At 73.4% G+C, this 20,963-nt stretch carries 26 protein-coding genes; 13 read left to right on the plus strand and 13 right to left on the minus strand.

The window, feature by feature from the left end:
- A partial coding sequence (locus FHL80_RS18140; protein WP_138734773.1) for a (deoxy)nucleoside triphosphate pyrophosphohydrolase occupies window positions 1–728 on the minus strand: 728 nt, incomplete at its 3' end.
- A gap of 26 nt (window positions 729–754) precedes the next feature.
- On the opposite strand from FHL80_RS18140, the gene FHL80_RS18145 reads away from it, so the two are divergent.
- From FHL80_RS18145 to FHL80_RS18160, 4 genes are all read left to right on the plus strand, one after another.
- Window positions 755–1,237, plus strand: a complete 483-nt coding sequence (locus FHL80_RS18145) for an RrF2 family transcriptional regulator (RefSeq protein ID WP_138734774.1) — start codon at window positions 755–757, stop codon at window positions 1,235–1,237.
- A 230-nt stretch (window positions 1,238–1,467) separates the two neighbouring features.
- Window positions 1,468–3,147, plus strand: coding sequence for a nitrite/sulfite reductase (locus tag FHL80_RS18150; RefSeq protein WP_138734775.1), 1,680 nt, complete (start codon window positions 1,468–1,470; stop codon window positions 3,145–3,147).
- A gap of 163 nt (window positions 3,148–3,310) precedes the next feature.
- The gene (locus tag FHL80_RS18155) at window positions 3,311–4,024 is read left to right on the plus strand and encodes a phosphoadenylyl-sulfate reductase (RefSeq protein WP_138734776.1); all 714 of its coding nucleotides are present in this window, start codon (window positions 3,311–3,313) and stop codon (window positions 4,022–4,024) included.
- A 76-nt stretch (window positions 4,025–4,100) separates the two neighbouring features.
- The gene (locus tag FHL80_RS18160; protein WP_138734777.1) at window positions 4,101–4,397 is read left to right on the plus strand and encodes a 4a-hydroxytetrahydrobiopterin dehydratase; all 297 of its coding nucleotides are present in this window, start codon (window positions 4,101–4,103) and stop codon (window positions 4,395–4,397) included.
- 27 nt (window positions 4,398–4,424) lie between these two features.
- On the opposite strand, the gene FHL80_RS18165 is transcribed toward FHL80_RS18160, so the two are convergent.
- The 4 genes from FHL80_RS18165 to FHL80_RS18180 form a co-directional block, all read right to left on the minus strand.
- Window positions 4,425–4,805 carry a VOC family protein gene (locus tag FHL80_RS18165; protein WP_138734778.1) on the minus strand — a complete coding sequence of 127 codons (381 nt, stop codon included), beginning with the start codon at window positions 4,803–4,805 and terminating at the stop codon, window positions 4,425–4,427.
- 68 nt (window positions 4,806–4,873) lie between these two features.
- Window positions 4,874–5,278 carry a DUF3037 domain-containing protein gene (locus FHL80_RS18170; protein WP_138734779.1) on the minus strand — a complete coding sequence of 135 codons (405 nt, stop codon included), beginning with the start codon at window positions 5,276–5,278 and terminating at the stop codon, window positions 4,874–4,876.
- The gene (locus tag FHL80_RS18175; protein WP_138734780.1) at window positions 5,275–6,132 is read right to left on the minus strand and encodes a HipA family kinase; all 858 of its coding nucleotides are present in this window, start codon (window positions 6,130–6,132) and stop codon (window positions 5,275–5,277) included. The genes FHL80_RS18170 and FHL80_RS18175 overlap by 4 nt, the downstream gene beginning before the upstream one ends.
- A 12-nt stretch (window positions 6,133–6,144) precedes the next feature.
- Window positions 6,145–6,798 (minus strand): SDR family oxidoreductase, encoded by a 654-nt coding sequence (locus FHL80_RS18180; RefSeq protein ID WP_216870851.1) that lies wholly within the window; start codon window positions 6,796–6,798, stop codon window positions 6,145–6,147.
- 37 nt (window positions 6,799–6,835) lie between these two features.
- Here FHL80_RS18180 and FHL80_RS18185 point away from each other — a divergent pair, with 37 nt between their 5' ends.
- On the plus strand, window positions 6,836–7,378 hold the full coding sequence (locus FHL80_RS18185; RefSeq protein WP_216870852.1) for a DUF1990 domain-containing protein: 543 nt from the start codon (window positions 6,836–6,838) through the stop codon (window positions 7,376–7,378).
- A 20-nt stretch (window positions 7,379–7,398) separates the two neighbouring features.
- Here the strand turns inward: FHL80_RS18185 and FHL80_RS18190 are convergent, their stop codons facing one another.
- Complete coding sequence (locus tag FHL80_RS18190) at window positions 7,399–8,307, minus strand: formate/nitrite transporter family protein (RefSeq protein WP_138734783.1); 909 nt, start codon at window positions 8,305–8,307, stop codon at window positions 7,399–7,401.
- A gap of 165 nt (window positions 8,308–8,472) precedes the next feature.
- The gene (locus FHL80_RS18195) at window positions 8,473–9,483 is read right to left on the minus strand and encodes an ABC transporter substrate-binding protein (protein WP_216870853.1); all 1,011 of its coding nucleotides are present in this window, start codon (window positions 9,481–9,483) and stop codon (window positions 8,473–8,475) included.
- 225 nt (window positions 9,484–9,708) lie between these two features.
- Between FHL80_RS18195 and FHL80_RS18200 the strand changes: the two genes are divergently transcribed.
- A complete protein-coding gene (locus FHL80_RS18200; protein ID WP_138734784.1) occupies window positions 9,709–11,160 on the plus strand; it encodes a M1 family metallopeptidase in 1,452 nt (483 codons plus the stop codon).
- A gap of 44 nt (window positions 11,161–11,204) precedes the next feature.
- Here the strand turns inward: FHL80_RS18200 and FHL80_RS18205 are convergent, their stop codons facing one another.
- Both FHL80_RS18205 and FHL80_RS18210 read right to left on the minus strand, forming a co-directional pair.
- Window positions 11,205–11,966 carry an FAD-binding oxidoreductase gene (locus FHL80_RS18205; protein WP_246078774.1) on the minus strand — a complete coding sequence of 254 codons (762 nt, stop codon included), beginning with the start codon at window positions 11,964–11,966 and terminating at the stop codon, window positions 11,205–11,207.
- 46 nt (window positions 11,967–12,012) lie between these two features.
- On the minus strand, window positions 12,013–12,624 hold the full coding sequence (locus tag FHL80_RS18210) for a sulfite oxidase-like oxidoreductase (protein WP_138734786.1): 612 nt from the start codon (window positions 12,622–12,624) through the stop codon (window positions 12,013–12,015).
- A 221-nt stretch (window positions 12,625–12,845) separates the two neighbouring features.
- Here FHL80_RS18210 and FHL80_RS18215 point away from each other — a divergent pair, with 221 nt between their 5' ends.
- The 3 genes from FHL80_RS18215 to FHL80_RS18225 are packed head-to-tail and all read left to right on the plus strand — an operon-like array spanning window position 12,846 to window position 16,292.
- Window positions 12,846–13,556: a succinate dehydrogenase cytochrome b subunit gene (locus tag FHL80_RS18215; protein ID WP_138734787.1), complete on the plus strand. Its 711-nt coding sequence runs from the start codon at window positions 12,846–12,848 to the stop codon at window positions 13,554–13,556.
- 14 nt (window positions 13,557–13,570) lie between these two features.
- A complete protein-coding gene (locus FHL80_RS18220) occupies window positions 13,571–15,517 on the plus strand; it encodes a fumarate reductase/succinate dehydrogenase flavoprotein subunit (RefSeq protein WP_138734788.1) in 1,947 nt (648 codons plus the stop codon).
- Window positions 15,518–15,536: 19 nt separating this feature from the next.
- Window positions 15,537–16,292 (plus strand): succinate dehydrogenase/fumarate reductase iron-sulfur subunit, encoded by a 756-nt coding sequence (locus FHL80_RS18225; RefSeq protein WP_138734789.1) that lies wholly within the window; start codon window positions 15,537–15,539, stop codon window positions 16,290–16,292.
- Window positions 16,293–16,402: 110 nt separating this feature from the next.
- Here FHL80_RS18225 and FHL80_RS18230 read toward each other — a convergent pair whose 3' ends face one another.
- Window positions 16,403–16,954, minus strand: a complete 552-nt coding sequence (locus tag FHL80_RS18230; protein ID WP_246078775.1) for a nucleotidyltransferase — start codon at window positions 16,952–16,954, stop codon at window positions 16,403–16,405.
- A 64-nt stretch (window positions 16,955–17,018) separates the two neighbouring features.
- On the opposite strand from FHL80_RS18230, the gene FHL80_RS18235 reads away from it, so the two are divergent.
- Together FHL80_RS18235 and FHL80_RS18240 are read left to right on the plus strand one after the other, a co-directional pair.
- Window positions 17,019–17,780 (plus strand): endonuclease/exonuclease/phosphatase family protein, encoded by a 762-nt coding sequence (locus FHL80_RS18235; RefSeq protein WP_138734790.1) that lies wholly within the window; start codon window positions 17,019–17,021, stop codon window positions 17,778–17,780.
- A gap of 17 nt (window positions 17,781–17,797) precedes the next feature.
- Window positions 17,798–18,190, plus strand: coding sequence for a thiol-disulfide oxidoreductase DCC family protein (locus FHL80_RS18240; protein WP_216870854.1), 393 nt, complete (start codon window positions 17,798–17,800; stop codon window positions 18,188–18,190).
- On the opposite strand, the gene FHL80_RS18245 is transcribed toward FHL80_RS18240, so the two are convergent.
- Window positions 18,191–18,802 (minus strand): GDSL-type esterase/lipase family protein, encoded by a 612-nt coding sequence (locus FHL80_RS18245; RefSeq protein ID WP_246078776.1) that lies wholly within the window; start codon window positions 18,800–18,802, stop codon window positions 18,191–18,193.
- 49 nt (window positions 18,803–18,851) lie between these two features.
- Complete coding sequence (locus FHL80_RS18250; RefSeq protein WP_138734792.1) at window positions 18,852–19,049, minus strand: hypothetical protein; 198 nt, start codon at window positions 19,047–19,049, stop codon at window positions 18,852–18,854.
- Window positions 19,050–19,129: 80 nt separating this feature from the next.
- Here FHL80_RS18250 and FHL80_RS18255 point away from each other — a divergent pair, with 80 nt between their 5' ends.
- Both FHL80_RS18255 and FHL80_RS18260 read left to right on the plus strand, forming a co-directional pair.
- Window positions 19,130–19,522: a VOC family protein gene (locus tag FHL80_RS18255; protein ID WP_138734793.1), complete on the plus strand. Its 393-nt coding sequence runs from the start codon at window positions 19,130–19,132 to the stop codon at window positions 19,520–19,522.
- 27 nt (window positions 19,523–19,549) lie between these two features.
- On the plus strand, window positions 19,550–19,939 hold the full coding sequence (locus tag FHL80_RS18260) for an MmcQ/YjbR family DNA-binding protein (RefSeq protein WP_138734794.1): 390 nt from the start codon (window positions 19,550–19,552) through the stop codon (window positions 19,937–19,939).
- A 2-nt stretch (window positions 19,940–19,941) separates the two neighbouring features.
- On the opposite strand, the gene FHL80_RS18265 is transcribed toward FHL80_RS18260, so the two are convergent.
- On the minus strand, window positions 19,942–20,946 hold the full coding sequence (locus FHL80_RS18265) for an adenosine deaminase (RefSeq protein ID WP_138734795.1): 1,005 nt from the start codon (window positions 20,944–20,946) through the stop codon (window positions 19,942–19,944).
- Window positions 20,947–20,963: the final 17 nt, after the last annotated feature.

Below are 20,963 nucleotides of genomic sequence, written 5' to 3' on the forward strand. Positions count from 1 at the left end.
AGGGGGCGGTCGGCGGCGATCCAGGCCAGGTCCTCGAGCTCGTCGGCGCCCAGCCACCGCAGCTCGGTGTGCTCGTGCGCGACCAGCTCCCCCGCCGCGATCCGCCCCCACCACACCCGCAGGGTCGAGGCGCCCGGCGGGCCGCCGGCGACGACGCCGTCCAGCGGCACCTCGCCGAGGAACGCCTGCGGCTGCACCCGGATGCCGAGCTCCTCGGTGCACTCCCGGACCAGCGCGGTCAGGTCGGACTCCCCCCGCTCGACCTTGCCGCCCGGGAACTCCCAGAGCCCGGCGAGCGGACCGGACCCGCGCTGGGCGACGAGCACCCGGCGCCGGTCGTCGACGAGCGCCGCGCCGACCACCTGGGTCACGTCCAGGGACCTGCGCGTGGCCGCGGCGGAGAAGGCGTCCAGGTGCGCCTGCATCGCCCGGACGACGCGGCTGCGCAGCACCGCACGGTCCACCAGGCCCCCGAGCGCGCCGGGCAGGCCGGTGTCCCAGTCGACCTGCTCGTCGACGAGCGTGCCGGCGCCCGTCGCGGAGAACTGCCGGGTGTGCACCAGCGTCCGCCAGCCGTCGCCGGGCGCGGCCCGGTAGACGTCCCGCCACGGCCGCTCGGAGACGACCTCCTCGAGCGGGTGCCCCCAGGGGCGACCGAGGGACCTCGCGACGTCGAAGGCCACGGTGAGCGGGGCCTCCACCAACGTGGTGAACCTCAGCTGGAACACGGGTCCAGCCTGGCAGACACGGCAGGATGACCTCCGTGCGCATCTCAGCCCGGGTCGACTACGCAGTACGAGCGGCCGTCGAGCTGGCCGCCGTCGCCCCCGAGTCCCTCACCTCCGACCGGATCGCCCAGGCGCAGGGGATCCCGGCACGCTTCCTCCAGGCGATCCTCGGCGACCTGCAGCACGCCCGGCTGGTCACCAGCCAGCGCGGCCGGGAGGGCGGCTACCGGCTGGCCCTCCCCCCGTCGGAGGTGTCGATCGCCCGGGTCATGCGGATCGAGCAGGGCTTCCTCGCCGAGGTGCACGGCCAGCGGCCCGAGGACGTCGAGTACCCCGGTGCAGCCGCACCGCTGGCGCACGTCTGGGTCGCCGCCCGGGAGGCCTACCGGCGGGTGCTGGAGAACGTCACGCTCGCCGACGTGGTCTCGGGGGAGATGCCCCCGCAGGTGGCGGAGATGATCGAGCTGGAGAGCGCGTGGCGCTCCTTCGGCGCCGCCGATCTGGGCTGACCCGGCCGTCTGGGGCCACCCTCCCCGGTATGTGGGACCATGGAACCGTGACGGACTGCGGCGCTCTCCTCGTGGCGCGCCTGCACGTCGACCTGGCGCGCGTCTCCAGCGCCGCGTGTCGCGCCCAGCGCTGACCCCGGCCCCGCTCGCGCAGCCTCCCAGAGCTGCTCCCCCGCACCCGGCCGCGTCGCGCACGCTCGGCGTGCCGGCGCAGATGGAGATCCCCTGACGTGTCCACCCCCACCCGTACCACCAACCGGCCGCAGCGCGGTCAGGGCCAGTGGGCGCTCGGCTACCGCGAGCCGCTGAACCCGAACGAGCGGATGAAGAAGGACTCCGACGGGCTCGACGTCCGCCAGCGGATCCTCGACATCTACGCGCACACCGGTTTCGACGGCATCGACCCCGGCGACCTGCGCGGGCGGATGCGCTGGATGGGGCTCTACACCCAGCGGGCGCAGGGCATCCCCGGCGGCCGGACCGCCGTGCTGGAGCCCGAGGAGCTCGAGGACTCCTACTTCATGATGCGGGTCCGCACCGACGGCGGGCAGCTGTCCAGCGAGCAGCTGCGGGTGCTGGGACGGATCAGCACCGAGTTCGGCCGGGACGTCGCCGACGTGACCGACCGGCAGAACGTCCAGTACCACTGGATCCGGATCGAGGACGTGCCGCAGATCTGGGAGCAGCTGGCCGCCGTCGGCCTGCAGACGACCGAGGCCTGCGGCGACACCCCGCGCGGCATGCTGAACTGCCCGCTGGCCGGCGTGCTCGCCGACGAGGTCCTCGACGCCAGCGACGTGATGGCCGAGACGGTCGCCCGGTACGTCGGCGACCCGGCGTTCAGCAACCTGCCGCGCAAGTGGAAGACGTCGATGAGCGGCTGCGTCGATCACTGCACCGAGCCGGAGATCGACGACATCTCCTTCGTCGGGGTGCGCAACGCCGACGGCGAGGCCGGCTACGACCTGTGGGTCGGCGGCGGGCTGTCGACCAACCCGATGTTCGCCAAGCGGATCGGCGTCTTCGTCCGGCCGGAGCAGGTCACCGACGTCTGGGTGGCCGCCACCTCGATCTTCCGCGACTACGGCTACCGCCGGTCGCGGACCCACGCGCGGATCAAGTTCCTGATGGCCGACTGGGGCCCGGAGAAGTTCCGCCAGGTGCTGCAGGACGAGTACCTGCACGCGGAGCTGCCCGACGGGCCGGCCGCCGCGCCGGCGGTGCACGACCAGCGCGACCACGTCGGGGTGAGCAAGCAGAAGGACGGCGCCAACGCGGTCGGTTTCGCGCTGCGCACCGGCCGGATCACCGGCAGCCTGCTCACCCGGATCGCCGACCTCGCCGCCGAGTACGGCACCCAGGGCGGCCGGATCCGGACGACGACCCAGCAGAAGCTGGTCATCCTCGACGTCCCCGACGAGCGCGTCGAGGACCTGGTCGAGGCCCTGGCCCAGCACGACCTGCTGGTGCGGCCGAGCGCCTTCCGCCGCGGCACCATGGCCTGCACGGGGCTGGAGTTCTGCAAGCTGGCCATCGTGGAGACCAAGCAGCACGCCCAGGACCTCTACGCCGAGCTGGAGAAGCGGCTGCCGGACTTCGACGAGCCGATCGGCATCAACGTCAACGGCTGCCCGAACAGCTGCGCCCGGTTCCAGACCGCGGACATCGGCTTCAAGGGCATGATCGTCCGCAACGCCGAGGGCGAGAGCGTCGAGGGCTTCCAGGTGCACCTGGGCGGTCACCTGGGCGTGGACGCCGCACTCGGCCGCAAGCTCCGCGGGCACAAGATCACCAAGGACGAGACGGCGGACTACTGCGAGCGGGTGCTGCGCGGTTACCTCGACCGGCGGACCGAGGGCGAGAGCTTCGCGGCCTACGTCGGCCGGGCCGAGGACGACTGGCTGCTGTGACCGACCCCGCACCCGGAAGGCAGCGGGCGGTTCCTGTGTTCCACTGCCCGTACTGCGCCGAGGAAGACCTGACACCGCACGGCGAGGACCCGGACGGCTGGCACTGCGGTGCCTGCCTGCGGACCTTCACCGTGCACCTGACCGGAACGGGGGTGCAGCGCCCATGACGACCGCCGTCGCGACGCCCACACCAGAGCTCGCCGCCGAGGCCGAGGCACGATTCGCCGGCATCGCCGACCCGGTCGAGCAGGCGCTGGCCGTGCTCGCCTGGGCCGGGGACACCTTCGGCGAGGCGTTCGCCATCACCTCGAGCATGGCCGACGGGCTGCTGGCGCACCTGGCCAGCCGGGCGGTCCCCGGCGTCAACGTGGTCTTCCTCGACACCGGCTACCACTTCGCCGAGACGATCGGCACCCGCGACTGGGTCACCGGCGTCCTGCCGATCACGCTGCACAACGTCATGCCGGCGCGCACCGTGGCCGAGCAGGACGCCGAGCACGGTCCGGCGCTGTACGAGCGCGACCCGGACCTGTGCTGCTCGCTGCGCAAGGTGCAGCCGCTGGCCGCCGCGCTGGCGGGCTTCCGCGCCTGGGGCTCCGGCGTCCGCCGGGACGAGGCGGTCACCCGCGCCGGTACGAAGCTGGTGGACTGGGACGCCAAGCGCGGCATGGTGAAGGTCAACCCGCTCGCCGCGTGGACCCAGGACGACGTCGACGCCTACATCGCCGAGCACCAGGTGCCGGTCAACCCGCTGCAGGAGATCGGCTACGCCTCCATCGGCTGCCAGCCCTGCACCCGCCCGGTGGCCCCGGGCGAGGACCCGCGCGCCGGGCGCTGGGCCGGCAGGAACAAGGTGGAGTGCGGGCTGCACGCCTGAGGAAGGACACCGTCCTCCTCACCCTTCGCAGGCTCAGGGAGAGCCTCTGGACGGCGCCGTAGGCCAGGATCGGGGCATGCCCCGACCTCCGCGCCTGTCCCCTGACGACGTCGCCGCCGCACTGCGCGGGCTCCCGCTGTGGTCCGGGGGTGCCGAGGGGATCGAACGCACCCTCGAACTGCCCAGCTTCCGGGCGGCGGTCGAGGCGATCAGCGTGATCGCCGACGCCGCCGAGCTGATGGACCACCACCCGGACGTGGACCTGCGGTGGACGAAGGTGCGGGTCGCCGTCGTCACCCACTCGGCGGGCGGGCTGACCGAGCTGGACCTGGAGCTCGCCCGGCGCGTGGACGCCCTCTACCCCGGGTCCTGAGCTGGCATCACGGCGCCCGCCGACCGCTCACCCCGGCAGCAGCGCGTAGAGGTCGACGCGGTGCCCATCGGGGTCGGCGACCGTTGCGTAGCGCTGCCCCCAGGGGGCGTCGAAGGCCGCGGTCACGACGGTGTGCCCGGCCGCCGCCACCCGGTTCACCAGCCCGTCGACCTGCCCGGGGGCCGGCAGCAGGACGGCCAAGGCCGAGGTGTTGCCCGGCCGCGGGGGCTCACCGAGCAGACCGGTGATCAGCTCGGCGGAGTCGATCATGAGCCGGGCCCCGGCGTTCGTGGACTCGACGTGCTCCTCCCCGTCGTCCACCGGCGGGAAGGAGAAGCCAAGCAGGGAGTAGGAGCTGACGGCCCGGGCGAGGTCGGTGGCGGTCACGCCCACCGCGGAGATCTCCATGCCCCCGGTCTACCCCGGGGGTCCGACGGACGGGCGGACCCGGCGCGTGCGACCAGGGGCAGGGCTGCTCAGTCGGTGACGGGCAGGACCAGCAGGCGCAGCAGCCGGTCGGCCTCGGCCTCGGGGTCCGCGGTGAGACCGGTGTGCACCGGACCGGGCTGGACGACGGTGCTCCGCGGGGCGGTCAGCCAGCGGAACCGCGAGCCGAGCGCCTCCCGCCCGGCCGCGCCCGCGCCCACCGCGGCCGAGCAGACGTCGGCCGCGGCCTGCAGCGCCCCGGTGATCGCCACCGGGTCGGCGGTCGGGTCCAGCACCCGCAGCCGGTCGGCGTCGAGGTGCACCCGCGAACCCAGGTAGTCGCGCTGCCGGCAGTAGACCAGCACGCCGGCGTTGAGGAACTCCCCCCGCTCCACCCGGGGCACGACCCGCAGCACCGCGTACTCGAAGGTGTCCTTCGATGCCCTGGCCCTCACCGCTGGGTGACCCCCTCCGGCGGCGGCGGCCCCAACCACGACGGCCGGTTCTGACCCCGCGGCGCACTCCGCCGCCCGGCGCCGCCGGCGGCTGCCGCGGCGACCACGCCGGGCAGCCAGGAGCCGCGGGCCGCGAGCCGGTCCAGCAGTTGGGCTGCGTAGCGCTCCCGGACGTCGTCCGGCGCGTCGTCGGGCGCGGGACCCTCGAGCCACGCGTCGGGCACCTGGGACAGCACCTCGGTGAGCAGCGGCCGGGTGACCAGCGGACCGAGGACCGTGTCGGCGGCGCGCACGTCGGGATCGCACTCGACCAGCGCGTGCTGCGAGGCGTCGTACGGGCGGGCGACCGCGGCGGCCGCCCCCGGCCAGTTGTGGTGGAACGTCAGCGCGGCGCCGTGGTCGATCAGCTGCAGCCGACCGTGCCAGAAGAGCATGTTCGGGTTGCGCCAGGAGCGGTCGACGTTGCCGGTCAGCGCGTCGAACCACAGCACCCGGCCGGCCAGCTCCGGGCCGACCCGCGCCGCCCCGGCCTCGAAGTCCAGGGCGCCGGGCAGGTAGTCCATGCCCAGGTTCACGCCCGCGGAGTTGCGCAGCAGCTCCTGGACCTCCTGGTCCGGCTCGCCGACCGCGAGCTCGGGCGCCACGTCGACGGTGACCAGCGCGGGCACCGGCAACGCCAGCCGGCGGGCCAGCTCGCCGCAGACCACCTCGGCGGCCAGCACCTTGACGCCCTGCCCGGCGGCCCGCCACTTCACCACGTAGGTGCCGAGGTCGTCGGCCTCCATGAGCCCCGGCAGCGAGCCACCCTCGCGCAGCGGGGTGACGTAGCGGGTGGCGGTGACGGCGGGCAGCACAGTGCCCAGACCCTATGCGGTCCGCTGCGGCTGGAGCTGCACCTCCACCGGGCAGACGTGCGGCGGCGTGCCGACCACCCAGGCGACGGCGTCCGCGACGTCCGCGGGCCGCAGCAGCTGCTCCGGCCGCACCCCGGGGGCGCGGAGCCCGGCGCCGGCCGCGACCAGGCCGGGCGACAGCAGCGTGACCGCGACGTCCCGGTCGCGGACGTCGAGGAACACCGACCGGGCGAAGCCGGCGAGGCCGTGCTTGCTGGCGACGTAGGCCGGGTTGCCGGCGAAGGCGGAGTGCGCCGCCGCCGAGCCGAGGAACACCAGCGACGACGGCGCGCCGGCCAGCAGCCCCGGCAGCACCCCGCGGGTCACCCGCATCGCCGCGGTCAGGTTGACGGTGACCAGCTCGTCCCAGACGCCGGGGTCGCCGGCGTCCGCGGGGGCCCAGTCGAACAGGCCGGCGGCGTAGACGACGACCGCCAGCCGCTCGGGGAGCTCGGCGAGCGCGGCGTCCACCTCGGTCGGCGACCGCAGGTCGACGACGCGGGACCGGGCGGGCAGCCGCCCGACGTCCCGCCCCCAGCCCAGGCAGTCGTGCCCGGCCGCGGTCAGCGCCCGGACGACGGCCGCACCGATGTCACTGCTCGCACCCACGACCAACGCCGTTCCCACCCGGCGGGCCGTACCCGGCCCCACGCACACTGACCCGGTGGGAGTCCTCCGCCGCGCGACCCTCGAGCAGTTCGCCGAGGCACCGTTCACCTACCCCGAGGTCGGCGGCACCCGGGAGGCCGAGCTGCCGCCCGGGTACGACCACGTCGAGCGCGACCACGTCATCGGCTCCGGCCGGGAGGACTTCGAGCGTGCGGCCGCGGCGGTGTTCCGGTGGACGGCGCAACGCGGCGCGGGGCTGCGGATCCAGGCCAGCGGTCCGGCGAGCAGCCCGGGCACCGTCGTCCTGATGACCGCCGGTCTGCGGCGGGCCGGCCTGGACATCCCCTGCCGGGTGGTCTGGGTCGTCGACGAACCGGACCGGCGGGGCTTCGGCTACGGCACGCTGCCGGGTCACCCGGAGAGCGGTGAGGAGTCCTTCGTCGTCTCGCTGCGGCCGGACGGCGCCGTCGGCTACGAGCTGCGCGCCTTCTCCCGGCTGGCGACCCCGTTCTCCCGGCTCGGTGCGCCGGTCGGGCACCGGGTGCAGACCCTGGCCCTGGACCGCTACGTCGCCGCGATGCGCAGGGCCGCACGGTAGGGACGGGCAGGCTGGTCTCCTCAGACGCCGGGCTCGGACCGGGGCCGGTCGCCCTCGCGCCGCGTGTCGCCGATCGGCACGCCGAGAGCGGGGTTCGCCCGCTCCTTCTGCACGGTGTGCGGCGACTGGAAGAACCGCAGCAGGGTGACCAGGAGGACGCCCCCGACGATGTTCCCGACCGCCGCGAACCCCGCGGTCTGGGCCCACTGCACGTAGCCGAACGGCGCATGCCCGGTGTGCAGCGCGGCGAACATCAGCAGCGAGTTCACGATGGCGTGGTTGAGCTGGGCACCGGCCAGCAGGAAACCCCCTGTTACCGCCGGCACCAGGCGGACGCCGACGGACTCGGTGGTGTGCTGCATCCAGGTCATCAGCGTGATCACCGCGCCGCCGATGACGGAGAGGCAGAAGGCCTTGGTGCCCAGGCCGAGGTCGACGTAGAAGCTCCCCGCCTTGATCGCGGTCTCCGCGAACTGGGGGAACCCCTTCATGATCAGGTAGGTGAAGAGCCAGCCGCCGGCCAGGTTGGCCACCAGCGTGCCGACCCACAGCCGCAGCAGCATCCGGGTCCGGGCCTGCCGGGCGATCACGGTCATCACCGGCACCAGGAAGTCCTCGGTGAACAGCTCGCTGCGGGCCAGCGTCAGCGCGATGAACCCGATCGTGAAGGCCAGCCCGGCGAGCAGCGCACTCTGCGTCTCGTGCTCGACGAAGAGCAGCGCGAGCACGCCGGTGCCCACGTCGATGCCGCCCAGCACGCCGGTGGCCAGCAGCGGCCAGGTGCGCCGGGAGATCCGCCGGCGGCCCTCGTCGATCGCCCGGGTGACCGTCTCCTCGACCGGCTGCTCGGCGACCTCCGGGTCGTGTTCGGGGTCGGCGCCCACGCCCGGTCGCGACTCCACCGTCTCCCCGTCCCGCGCCTGCGTCATGACCCCCCGCGTACCCGGCCAGCGACGGCGGAACCGGCCTCGGCGGGCCTGGCAGTTCTCGTCCGCGCTCAGACGTCGCGACGCACCAGCTGGACGACCGACACCTCTGGCGGCCACCCCAGCAGATCGGGAGGGCCGCCGGCGGTGGGCACGCGCGGGCCTGGCTCAGCCGAGCGCGGGCACCGTGGTGGCCGGGTCGCCGTCGGCGGCGGCGGCCAGCGCGGGCACGACCTCGTCGAGCAGGTAGGGCAGCGACAGCGGGCTGCCGAAGCCGAGCGCGGCGGACACGGCGCCGGAGTAGCTGCCCAGCAGCACCGTCCGGCCACCGGTGACGACGTCGAGGCCCGAGAACAGCGTGTCCGCGGCGGCGTCCGCCTCGGTGTACCCGTTGACCGCCAGCACGTCGGCCTCCAGCAGGTCCAGCCGCTCCTGGCTGACGTCGGTGCTGGTGTCGGGGACGGTGAAGCCCAGGTCGGTGAAGAACTGGGTGCGCAGATCGTCGCGGCCGAGCAGGTAGTGGCCCGAGCCGACGCCGGTCAGGTCGACGGCGAGGGAGGTGCCGGCGAACGCGGGGTTCTCGCTGGTCGCCTGGGCGAACCGGGCCTCGACGTCGTCGACGATCTCCTGGGCCCGGTCCTCCTCGCCCAGGGCCCGGCCGGTGAGCAGGGTCTGCTCCTGCCAGGGCGTGGCACCGTCGGCGTGCTCGTCGGTCTGCGCCAGCGTCGGCGCGATGCCGGACAGCTGGTCGTAGACGGCCTGGTCCATGAACGAGTAGACGCCGACGATCAGGTCGGGCCGCAGCGCGGCGACGGCCTCGACGTCGATCTCCTCGCCGCCGACGGTCGGGATGTCCCCTGCCCCGGCCAGCTGCTCCCGGGCCCAGGGTCGCTTCGTGACGTCGTGGTCACCGAGGTTCTCGCGGACGCCGACCGGGGTCACCCCCAGGGCCAGCACGAAGTCCGCGTCGTTGAAGCCAACCGTGACCACGCGCTCCGGCGCCTCGGTGATCTCCGTGGTGCCGAACTCGTTCTCGATGCTCAGCGGGAAGGTGCCGCCGGCCGATGAGCCGGACGGCGCCGCTGGTTCGTCCTCCGTGCCGCCACAGGCAGCCAGGCCGGTGGTGACGGCGAGCGTCCCCATCAGGACGAGGGCACGACGGACGGTACGGCGGGGCACGGCGACTCCTGGGTGATCGTGGGGAACTGAGGACAGCCTGCCCTAACTCCGACTCCCGACCTGCACCGGGCAGCCGACCTGCGGCGCGCACAGCGCCCACCCAGCCGCCACCCAGGGTGACCGCGCGCCGCGCCCGGAGACGGGCGTCGGCCGGCACCCCGACCGGGCAGGGCCCCACCCCTAACGTCAGCCCGATCTCGCACCCTGCACCCCACGGAGGTGGCCATGAACCGGCGGCTGGCAGGACTCACCCTCACCACGGCAGCGCTGGCCCTGGTGCCCGGGACGGCGCTCGCGTCGCCCGGTCCCGGCGGGCACGGGACCCCCTCCCCCGGGGCACCGGGGATCGGCGACCCGTACTACCCACTGGACGGCAACGGCGGGTACGACGTCGACCACTACGACCTGGACCTGCGCTACGACCCCGCCACCGACGAGCTGACGGCGACCGCGACGATCGAGGCGGTCGCCACCCAGGACCTGTCGGCGTTCGACCTGGACCTGCAGGGCCTGACCGTCGACGCGGTGCGGGTCGACCACGCCCCCGCCGGCTGGACCCGGGAGGGCGGCGAGCTGGTCATCACCCCGCACAGGCCGGTGTGGGAGGGTCGCGACTTCACCACCGTCGTCCGCTACCACGGGGTCCCGGAGACCATCCAGGACGCGCTGGGCGCCTCGGGGTTCCTGCACACCGACGACGGTGCTGTGGTGGCCGGGCAGCCCGACGGGGCGGCCACCTGGTTCCCGTCGAACGACCACCCGCTCGACGCGGCGTCCGTGTCGGTCACCGCGACCGTGCCCGAGGGGCTGGAAGCGGTCTCGAACGGCGTGCTCGAGGACCAGCGGACCCGGCACGGCTGGACCACGTGGCGCTGGCAGGCGGCCGAGCCGATGGCGACCTACCTGGTCACCCTGGCCGTCGGGGAGTTCGACCTGCGGGCCTACGAGGTCGACGGCGTCCGGTACTGGGACGCCCTGGACCCCGACCTCTTCTCCCCCGTCGAGGGCGGCCCGCCGCCGGGTGAGGTGGCCTCGGCGTCCTTCGCCCGGCAGCCGGAGATCATCGACTTCCTCGGCGACCACTTCGGTGCCTACCCGTTCCGGGCCGCAGGCGGCATCGTCGACGACACACCGGACCTGCAGTTCGCGCTGGAGACGCAGACCCGCCCGGTCTACGGCTCGGTCTTCTTCACCGACCAGCTGTCCGGTGACCTCGTGGTGGTGCACGAGCTGGCCCACCAGTGGACCGGCGACCTGGTGCGGCTCGCGGCCTGGCAGCACATCTGGCTCAACGAGGGCTTCGCCACCTACGCCGAGTGGATGTGGCAGGAGCGTGAGGGGATCCTGACCGTGCAGCAGCAGTTCGACGAGCTCGCGGCGCTGCCGGCCGACGCGGACCTGTGGGTCGGCGCCCCCGGCGACCCCGGGCCGGCCATCGAGGACCTGTTCAGCTCGGGGGTCTACTCCCGCGGGGCGATGACGCTGCACGCGCTGCGGCTGCAGGTCGGGGACGAGCACTTCGCCACGATCGTCCGGGAGTGGACGGCCCGCTACGCCGGGGAGGCGGTCACCACGGCGGACTTCATCGCGCTCGCCGAGGAGGTCTCCGGACAGCAGCTGGACGAGCTGTTCCAGACCTGGCTGTTCACCCCGGGCAAGCCCGCCGTCCTGGGCTGAGGAACAGCGCGGCCCCGCCCCTCCGGGGAGCGGGGCTGCGCTGTTCAGCGCCCGGGCGAGTCCAGCGCGGAGGGCCCGAACTTCTCCACCCGGACCGACGTCGGCGGGATGCCCAGCCCGACCAGCAGCTGGCTGGCCGACTCGGCGAAGCCGGCGGAGCCGCAGACGAAGGCGGTCTGGCCCTCCTCCCAGAGCGGCAGCAGGTCCACCGCGGTCAGCCGGGCCGCCGGGCGGATGCCGTGCGCCTCCCGGGTGGTCACGACCAGCGCGCCGGCGTCGACCAGCTCGTCGGCATAGGGCAGCTCGGCGTGCGTGCGCGCGGAGACCGCGACCCTCAGCAGGTCCAGCCGCCCCAGGTCACGGGCGTGCCGGACCATCGCCACCAGCGGGACGACGCCGGTGCCGCCGCCGACCAGCAGCGCCGGGGTGACGCCGTCCCAGACGAACCAGCCACCGATCGGGCCACGGACCTCGAGCTCGTCACCGGGCTCGACGACGTCGACCAGGTAGGGCGAGACCTCGCCGTCGTCGAGCCGCTCGACGAAGAGCTCGACCAGCGGGTCACCCGGCGCCGAGGCCACCGAGTAGGACCGCTGCGCGGTGTACCCGTCCTCCGCGGTCAGCCGGACGACGTAGTGCTGACCGGCCATGTGCTGGACCCGGTCGTGGACGTCGAGCCGCAGCTCGACCGAGCGGGCGATCGGCCGCCGCAGGCCCGCCACCGTCGCCGCCCGCCACCCCCCGGTGGGCGCGCGGGTGCCCTCCAGCGACGACAGCTCGATCGGCGCCGGTCCGGCCCCGTCCAAAGGCTCGCCCCGAGCGTGCGAGGGGTGAGGGGGACGGGGTCCTCCGTCAGTCACCCTGGTACCGCTGCTGCTTCCACGGGTCGCCACGGTCGTGGTAGCCGTTCTGCTCCCAGAAGCCCGGCTGGTCGCGCTTCATCACGGTGATCCGGCTGATCCACTTGGCGCTCTTCCAGAAGTACAGGTGCGGCACGAGCATCCGCACCGGCCCGCCGTGCTCGGCGGTCAGCGGCTTGCCGTCGAACTCCCACACGATCCAGGCCTTGCCGCCGGTGACGTCCTCGATCGGCAGGTTGGTCGTGTAGCCGGTCTTCGACGTGGCCATCACGAACCGGCCCTCGGGGTTCGGCTGGGCCACGTCGAGCAGCGAGTCGACGCTGATGCCACCGAAGGCGGTGTCGAACTTCGACCAGGTGGTCACGCAGTGGATGTCGCCGCGGTACTCCGCACCGGGCAGCGCGTGCGCCTCGTCCCAGCTCCAGGTGGTCGGGTTCGCCACCTCGCCGTCGACGGTGATGCTCCAGGTCTCCGGGGTGATCCGGGGCGTCGGCTCGGCGGTGAGCACCGGCCAGTCACCCCCGACGTCGTACTGGCCGGGGGGCAGCCGCGGGTCGCTGGCGGTGCGGCGGCGTCCGAGGAAGCCGCGAGTGGGTCCAGGCACGTCTCTCGTCCTGTCTGCAGGGGCCCTCCGGGGCACTCGACTCGGTCACGGACGATCTTCCCGCACCCACGGCACCGTTGTCTGCACCGACCCGTGCCCGACCTCGCGACCCCGCCTCGTCGGCGCAGCGGAGGAACCCGCAGGTGAGGGTGGCCTTACATGAGGTGTGTCACCACCGGTTCACCTGGGTGTCACGTGTGTCCTGGGCTTACCGTGGCGCTGTGGCGACAGTGACGACGCAGCAGGCTCCACGCACCGCCCGGAAGCCCGGGAAGTTCGGCAACTCGGTGGTCAAGAAGGCCGTCATGGCGGTCACCGGGATCATCATGATCCTCTACTTGATCGCGCACATGATCGGCAACCTGCACGCGTTCCAGGGCGCCGAGGAGTTCAACGGGTACTCGCACTGGATCCGCACGATCGGTGAGCCGGCCGTGCCGGAGCAGACGACGCTGTGGATCATCCGGCTCGTGCTGCTGGTCTCCGTGGTGGCGCACTTCTGGGCGGCGATCTCGCTGTGGCGCCAGGCCCGGCGGGCCCGGCCGGTCCCCTACGTGACCAAGAAGCGCGTGCAGCAGAGCTTCGCCTCGCGCACCGTGCGCTGGGGCGGCCTGATCCTGGCGCTGTTCATCATCTGGCACATCCTCGACCTCACCTTCGGTGTGGTGAACCCGGCCGGCACGGACACGACGCCCTACGACCGGCTGATCGCCAGCTTCTCGAACATCCCGATCACGCTGTTCTACGTGGTCTCGATGATCCTGCTGGGCCTGCACCTGCGGCACGGCATCTTCGCCGCCACCCAGACGCTGGGGCAGACCAACAAGCGCCGCGAGCGCGCGGTCAACGGGATCGCCTACGTGGTGTCCGCGCTGATCACCGCGGGCTTCATCCTCGTGCCGCTGTCCATCGCGTTCGGCCTCATCGACTGACGGAGACATCAGCCATGCCACTCGAGCTCTTCACCGTCGGCGAGCCGATCGCCGACACCAAGGCGCCCACCGACGTCCCCGTCCCGCAGATGTGGGAGGAGCGCAAGTTCCGTGCCCGGCTGGTCAACCCGGCCAACCGTCGCCGGCTGTCCGTGATCGTCGTCGGCACCGGCCTGGCCGGCGGCTCGGCCGCAGCCACGCTGGCCGAGGCCGGCTACCGGGTCAAGAACTTCTGGTTCCAGGACAGCCCCCGGCGTGCGCACAGCGTCGCCGCCCAGGGCGGGATCAACGCGGCCAAGAACTACCGCAACGACGGCGACAGCGTGCACCGGCTGTTCTACGACACGGTCAAGGGCGGCGACTTCCGCTCCCGGGAGTCCAACTCCTACCGGCTGGCCGAGGTCAGCGCGGCCATCATCGACCAGGCGGTCGCCCAGGGCGTGCCCTTCGCCCGCGAGTACGGCGGCCTGCTGGACAACCGGTCCTTCGGTGGCGCGCAGGTCTCCCGGACCTTCTACGCCCGGGGCCAGACGGGCCAGCAGCTGCTCTACGGCGCCTACCAGGCCCTGGAGCGGCAGATCGGCCTCGGCAACGTGGAGACCCACGGCCGCACCGAGATGCTCGACCTGGTCGTCGTCGACGGCCGGGCCCGGGGCATCGTCGTCCGGGACCTGATCACCGGGCAGATCAGCACCCACCTGGCCGACGCCGTCGTCCTGGCCTCGGGCGGGTACAGCAACGTCTTCTACCTCTCCACGAACGCCAAGGGCTCCAACGTCACGGCGGCGTGGCGGGCGCACAAGCGGGGCGCGCTGTTCGCCAACCCCTGCTACACGCAGATCCACCCGACCTGCATCCCGGTCAGCGGCGACTACCAGTCGAAATTGACGCTGATGAGCGAGTCGCTGCGCAACGACGGTCGCGTGTGGGTGCCCAAGGAGCGCGGCGACGACCGCGACCCGCGGCAGATCCCCGAGGCCGAGCGCGACTACTTCCTCGAGCGCAAGTACCCGGCGTTCGGCAACCTGGTGCCCCGGGACATCGCCTCGCGCCAGGCGAAGAACGTCTGCGACGAGGGTCGCGGCGTGGGCCCGACCGGCCTGGGCGTCTACCTGGACTTCACCGACGCCATCGAGCGGCTGGGCCGGAGCACCATCGAGGCCAAGTACGGCAACCTCTTCGACATGTACAACCGGATCACCGGTGAGGACGCCTACGAGACCGGGATGCGGATCTACCCGGCGGTGCACTACACGATGGGCGGGCTGTGGGTCGACTACGACCTGGAGTCCAACATCCCCGGCCTGTTCGTCATCGGTGAGGCCAACTTCTCCGACCAGGGCGCCAACCGGCTGGGCGCGAGCGCGCTGATGCAGGGCCTGGCCGACGGCTACTTCGTGCTGCCGAACACGCTGGCCAACTACCTCGCCGACGGGCCGTTCCCGAAGGTGGCGGCCGACCACCCGGCCGTGGTGGAGGCCGAGACGGCGGTCCGCACGCAGACCGAGCGGCTGCTGTCGATCAACGGCACCCGCACCGTCGCCTCGTTCCACCGCGAGCTCGGCCGGCTCATGTGGGACCTGTGCGGCATGGAGCGCTCCGAGGAGGGCCTGCGCAAGGCGCTGGACCGCATCCCGGAGATCAAGCACGAGTTCTGGACCAACGTGAAGGTGTCCGGCGAGCAGGGCGTGTTCAACCAGAACCTGGAGCACGCCGGCCGGGTCGCCGACTTCATCGAGCTCGCCGAGCTGATGTGCGTCGACGCCCTGCACCGCAACGAGAGCTGCGGCGGGCACTTCCGGGCCGAGAGCCAGACCCCCGAGGGTGAGGCCCTGCGCGACGACGAGAACTTCGCCTACGTCGCCGCCTGGGAGTACACCCCGGACGGGACCCCGCCGGTGCTGCACCGCGAGGCCCTCGAGTACGAGTACATCCACCTTGCCCAGCGGAGCTACAAGTGACAGCACAGCGGAGCTACAAGTGAACCTGACCCTCAAGATCTGGCGGCAGGTCAGCCCTGTCAAGAAGGGCAAGATGGTGAGCTACCACGTCACCGACGTCTCGCCTGACATGTCCTTCCTCGAGATGCTCGACGTGCTCAACGAGAAGCTGATCCTGGACGGCGACGACCCCATCGCCTTCGACCACGACTGCCGCGAGGGCATCTGCGGCTCCTGCGGCCTGATGATCGACGGCGTCGCGCACGGCCCGGAGCAGGCGACGGTGTGCCAGCTGCACATGCGGTCGTTCTCCGACGGCGACGTCATCGACATCGAGCCGTGGCGCTCCGGGGGGTTCCCGGTGGTCAAGGACCTCGTCGTCGACCGCTCCGCCTTCGACCGGATCATCTCCGCCGGCGGCTACATCAGCGCCCCGACCGGCACGGCGCCGGAGGCGCACGCCACCCCGGTGCCCAAGAAGGACTCCGACGCCGCCTTCGACGCCGCCACCTGCATCGGGTGCGGTGCCTGTGTCGCCGCCTGCCCCAACGGCTCGGCGATGCTGTTCACCGCGGCGAAGGTGGCCCACCTCGGGCTGCTGCCGCAGGGCCAGCCGGAGCGGGACGCCCGGGTGCTGCGGATGGTGGGGCAGCAGGACGCCGAGGACTTCGGTGGCTGCACCAACATCGGCGAGTGCTCCGCGGTCTGCCCGAAGGGCATCTCGATGGAGACCATCTCCCGGCTGAACCACGACCTGCTCGGCGCGCTGCGTGCAGGAGCAGTCCCCGCCAGCTGACGAAGGACCCCCTCGCCCCCCACCACTCGCACGCTCGCGGCGGGCCCCTGCGAGGGGGCCGCTCCAGCACGTCACCGGGCGGGCATCCCTCACGGGGTGCCCGCCCGTCGTCATGTCGAGGAGATGCCCAGCCGGTCGGTGAGGAACAGGAAGGCGACGGCGAAGTCGTTGTCCGCCACCTCCTTGCGCAGCCGCTCCCAGTCCAGCTGCTCCCGGACGGCGCGGACGTGCGGGAGCAGCCGGCCGAAGTCGCAGTAGTGCTCGGTCATCGACCGCAGCTTGCTGGACAGCAGGTCGGTGGGCGGCAGCACCGGCACGCGGATGCCCAGCAGGTCCATCTCCTCCGACCGCTCGATCAGCCCCAGGCCGACCGGCTCGCCGACGACCCGGTGCAGCACGTCGACCTCGGCACCGTCGCACCCGACCTTGAACAACCAGTCCTCCGGCGGCCGGGTGACCTGGAACCCGGCGCTCTCCAGCACGTGGACCGCGCGCTCGGTGTCCTCCTCGGCGACGACGAAGTCGACGTCGTTCTCCGACTCCGGTGCGCCGTGCGCCCACAGCGCGTAGCCACCGGCCAGGGCGAAGGGCACCCCGTCGGCCTTCAGCGCGGACGCGGTCCGCTTCAGGGCCCCTCGCAGGGCGTCCCGGTCGGCGGGCACGGGTCACACTCCTCGGTCGGGGCAGGATCGGGTGGAGCACTACCCGGGCGGGTAGCGGTCACGCGTGCGCCTCGCGACCTTCAACATCCTGCACGGACGCTCCCAGGACGACGACCGGGTGGACGTCGACCGGTTCGCCGCCGCGGTGCGGACGCTGGACGCCGACGTCCTGGCGCTGCAGGAGGTCGACCGGGAGCAACCCCGGTCGCACCACGCCGACCTCACCGCGGTGGCCGCCGAGGCGATGGGCGCCGGTGCCCACCGGTTCGTCGCCGCGATCGCCGGCACGCCGGGGGCCACCTGGATGGCGGCGACCGGGCGCGAGCAGCCGGGGACGGCGGAGTACGGCATCGCGCTGCTGTCCCGGTACCCCGTGCGGTCCTGGCAGGTGGTGCGGCTGCCCGCCATCCCCTTCCGCTTCCCGATGTGGCTGCCCGGTCCGCGCAAGGTGATCGTGGTCGACGAGGAGCCACGGGCCGCCGTCGTCGCGGTGGTCGAGACCCCGCACGGCGAGCTGACCGTGGTGAACACCCACCTGTCGTTCGTGCCGGGGTGGAACCGGCGGCAGCTGCGCCGGCTGCAGCGTGACCTGACCGCGTTCCCCGGCCCGCTGGTGCTGATGGGCGACCTGAACATGACCCCACCGACCCCGACCTCGGTCACCGGCTGGCAGTCCCTGGCGAGCGGCCTGACCTTCCCGCTCGACGAGCCGGACCGGCAACTGGACCACGTGCTGCTGCGCGGGTCGTTCGCCCCGGTCACCGCGGTGTCGGCGCCCGCGCTGCCGCTGTCGGACCACCGCGCGCTCACCGTGGACCTGGGCTGAGCGGCACCATGGGACCCGTGCCCGCCCCCACGCTCGTCTTCGACGGCGACTGCGCGTTCTGCACCCGGTCGGCCGAGGTGGCCCGGCGGCTGCTGCCGGCCGACGTCCGGGTCGAGCCCTGGCAGTTCCTGGACCTCGCTGCGCTCGGCACGACCGCGGCACGCGCGCGGCACGAGGTGCTCTGGATCGGCCGGGACGGCGGGGTGGACGGCGGGGTGGCCGGCGGGGCGCCCGCGGTGGCGCTGGCACTCCGGGCCGCCGGGCTGCCCTGGTCACCGATCGGCGTGCTGCTGTCGCTGCCGCCGCTGCGCTGGGCCGCCCCGGTCCTCTACCGGCTCATCGCCGACAACCGGTACCGCCTGCCCGGCGGGACGGCGGCCTGCCGCGTGCCCCCGGGCGACGCCGCCTGATCAAGCAGCCCGGTCCTGCCGGCGGGCGGCCAGTGCGAGCAGCCGCGGCGCGAGCGCGTCGGCGACCAGCGCGTAGCCCGCGGACGAGGGGTGGAACCGGTCGGCGGAGAACAGCGACGGGTCACCGGCGAACCGGGCGGTGAGCTCGGGCGCGACCGGGACGACGACGCCGCCGGCGGTCTCCGCCGCGGCGGTCTGCCGGGCCCGCAGCTGGTCGCAGATGCCGGCGACCACCGCGCGGAACGCCGGTGGCACCCAGGCCACCGACGACAGGTCGGGCGTCGGGACGACGAGCACCTCGGTGCCGCGTGCGCGCAGCTCCCGCACCGCCGCGCCGAGTGCGGCCGCGGCCCGCGCCGGCGGCACCTGGCGGGTCAGGTCGTTGGCGCCGACGACCAGCAGGGCCAGGTCGGCGTCGACGGCGGCGGCCCGCTGGACCTGCGCCGCGAGGTCGAGGGAGGTGGCACCGGGGACGGCGACGACGTGCAGCTCGACGTCGGAGCCGGCGTCGGTGAGCGTGCGGGTCAGCCGGGCGCCGAGGGTGTCCTGGGGACGGGCGGCACCGGTGCCGAAGGCGAGGGAGTCACCGAGGACGAGGAAGCGCAGGGTCACAGGAGGGACAACACCCGTGCCGCGTGCGCTGTGCCGTGATCCGGGACGCCTACCCTCCCTGGGCGAAGAGGGCGGCGGCCTGGGCGTCGTCCACGAACGGGTACTCCACCGTGAACTGGGCCAGCGCGTCGGGCACCGACAGGACGTGCGTCTCCCGCCTGCCGGTCGCGTCGACGGTCTGGACCGTGACCATCTCCCCGTTGATGGGCACCCAGTGCGTCTCGGCGTAGTCGGTGAAGACGTTCATGCCGCCATCCTGACCGCCGGTCCGATGAGTCCGGCCGACCGGGGCGGTCTGCACTGGACCACCACTCCCGGGAGGACGTCATGACCGGCACCACCCGCCGCACCCACCTCACCTCCGTGCACACCGTGGCCGTCCCCGTCACCGACCAGGACCGCGCGCTGGGCTTCTACGTCGACGTCCTCGGCTTCGAGGTGCGCCTGGACGGCTCCTACGGTCCCGGGGCCCGCTGGCTGGAGGTGGCGCCACCGGGTGCGCCGACCACGCTGGCACTGGTCCGCCGGGAAGACGGGCCGTCCGGCGTGGACACCGGCATCCGGCTGGCGACGACGGACGCCGCCACCGACCACGCGGCCCTGCGCGCGGCCGGGGCCGACGTCGACGCCGAGCTGATAGACATGGGCCCGCAGGTCCCGCCGATGTTCACCTTCCGCGACCCGGACGGGAACACGCTGGTCGTCGTGCAGACGGCGTAGCGGCGCGGGAGGTCGTAGCGTCCCGGCATGGCCACCTGGGACGACGTCGCCCGGCTCGCCCTCGCCCTCCCGGAGGCGACGGAGGGACCGACCCACGGCGGCAACCGCAGCTGGCGGGTGCGCGACAAGCAGTTCGCCTGGCAGCGGCCGCTGCGGCCCAGGGACCTCGCCGAGCTGGGGGACGCCGCACCGGCCGGGCCGGTGCTGGGCGCCTACGTCCCGGACGTCGGCGCACGCCGAGCGCTGATCGCCGCCTCCCCCGGCATCTACTTCACCACCGCGCACTTCGCCGGCCACCCCTCGGTGCTGGTCCGGCTCACCGAGATCGACGCCGCCGAGCTGACCGAGCTGCTCGACGAGGCGTGGGCGTGCCGAGCACCCCGCCGGCTGGTCGCCGAGCACCGCCGGCCGGGCTGAGCTCAGCCGGCGGCCGCGGCCACCGCCGCCAGGTGCCGCTGCTTCTCCGCCTCGGGCAGGAAGCTCGCCCGGAAGCTGTTCTCCGCCAGCAGCCGCCGTTCCGCGGCACCGAGGCCGAGCGCCCGGCAGGCGGCGACGGTGTTGTCGTGCAGGTAGCCACCGAAGTAGGCCGGGTCGTCGGAGTTGACGTTGACCAGCAGACCGGCGTCCAGCATCGAGCCCAGCGGGTGCGCGGCCAGGTCGGGCACCGCCCGCAGGGCGACGTTGGACAGCGGGCAGACCGTCAGCGGGACCTGCTCCTCCCGCAGCCGGGCCACCAGCGAGGGGTCCTCCATGCTGCGGATGCCGTGGTCGACCCGTTCGACACCGAGGGCGTCCAGCGCGCCGCGCACGTAGCTCGGCGGCCCCTCCTCCCCCGCGTGCGCGACCCGGTGCAGGCCCTCGTCGGCGGCCAGCGCGTAGGCGCGCCGGAACAGCTCGGGCGGGAAGCCGACCTCGGCGCTGTCCAGCCCGACACCGATGACGAGGTCGTGCCACGGGCGGAGCCGCGGCACCAGCGCCTCGGCCTCCGCCGGGTCCCGGTCACGCACGAAGCAGGCGATCAGCCGCGCGCTGAGCCCGTGCCGCTGCTCCGCCGTCCGGAAGGCCTCGGCCAGCCCGTCGAGGACGACCTCCAGCGGCACGCCCCGGCCGGTGTGCGCCTGCGGGTCGACGAAGACCTCCGCGTGCCGCACCCCGTGCGCCGCGGCCCGGGTCAGGTAGGCCTCGGCCAGGTCGGTGAAGTCCTGCGGCTGCTGCAGCACCTCGGTGAGCTCGTAGTAGAGGTCCAGGAAGGACGGCAGGTCGCTGAACGAGTACGCCCGGCGCAGCGACGCCAGGTCGGGGTGGCGCAGCGGGACCCGGTTGCGCCCGGCCAGCTCGACCGCCAGCTCGGGCTCGAGGGTCCCCTCGATGTGCAGGTGCAGTTCGGCGGTGGGCAGGGCGGGCACCTCGGGGCTGGACTGCATGGCGGGCATTGTCACCC

Source organism: Modestobacter excelsi, assembly GCF_005930495.1.
Taxonomy (GTDB): domain Bacteria; phylum Actinomycetota; class Actinomycetes; order Mycobacteriales; family Geodermatophilaceae; genus Modestobacter; species Modestobacter excelsi.

What these genes read in the sequence shown, in the direction of transcription:
- FHL80_RS18255 (WP_138734793.1), top strand. Translation starts at nt 19,130, where the DNA reads ATGACCGGCACCACCCGCCGCACCCACCTCACCTCCGTGCACACCGTG.
- FHL80_RS18200 (WP_138734784.1), top strand. Translation starts at nt 9,709, where the DNA reads ATGAACCGGCGGCTGGCAGGACTCACCCTCACCACGGCAGCGCTGGCC.
- FHL80_RS18145 (WP_138734774.1), top strand. Translation starts at nt 755, where the DNA reads ATGACCTCCGTGCGCATCTCAGCCCGGGTCGACTACGCAGTACGAGCG.
- FHL80_RS18260 (WP_138734794.1), top strand. Translation starts at nt 19,550, where the DNA reads ATGGCCACCTGGGACGACGTCGCCCGGCTCGCCCTCGCCCTCCCGGAG.
- FHL80_RS18265 (WP_138734795.1), bottom strand. Translation starts at nt 20,946, where the DNA reads ATGCAGTCCAGCCCCGAGGTGCCCGCCCTGCCCACCGCCGAACTGCAC.
- FHL80_RS18165 (WP_138734778.1), bottom strand. Translation starts at nt 4,805, where the DNA reads ATGGAGATCTCCGCGGTGGGCGTGACCGCCACCGACCTCGCCCGGGCC.
- FHL80_RS18190 (WP_138734783.1), bottom strand. Translation starts at nt 8,307, where the DNA reads ATGACGCAGGCGCGGGACGGGGAGACGGTGGAGTCGCGACCGGGCGTG.
- FHL80_RS18160 (WP_138734777.1), top strand. Translation starts at nt 4,101, where the DNA reads ATGCCCCGACCTCCGCGCCTGTCCCCTGACGACGTCGCCGCCGCACTG.
- FHL80_RS18220 (WP_138734788.1), top strand. Translation starts at nt 13,571, where the DNA reads ATGCCACTCGAGCTCTTCACCGTCGGCGAGCCGATCGCCGACACCAAG.
- FHL80_RS18155 (WP_138734776.1), top strand. Translation starts at nt 3,311, where the DNA reads ATGACGACCGCCGTCGCGACGCCCACACCAGAGCTCGCCGCCGAGGCC.
- FHL80_RS18250 (WP_138734792.1), bottom strand. Translation starts at nt 19,049, where the DNA reads ATGAACGTCTTCACCGACTACGCCGAGACGCACTGGGTGCCCATCAAC.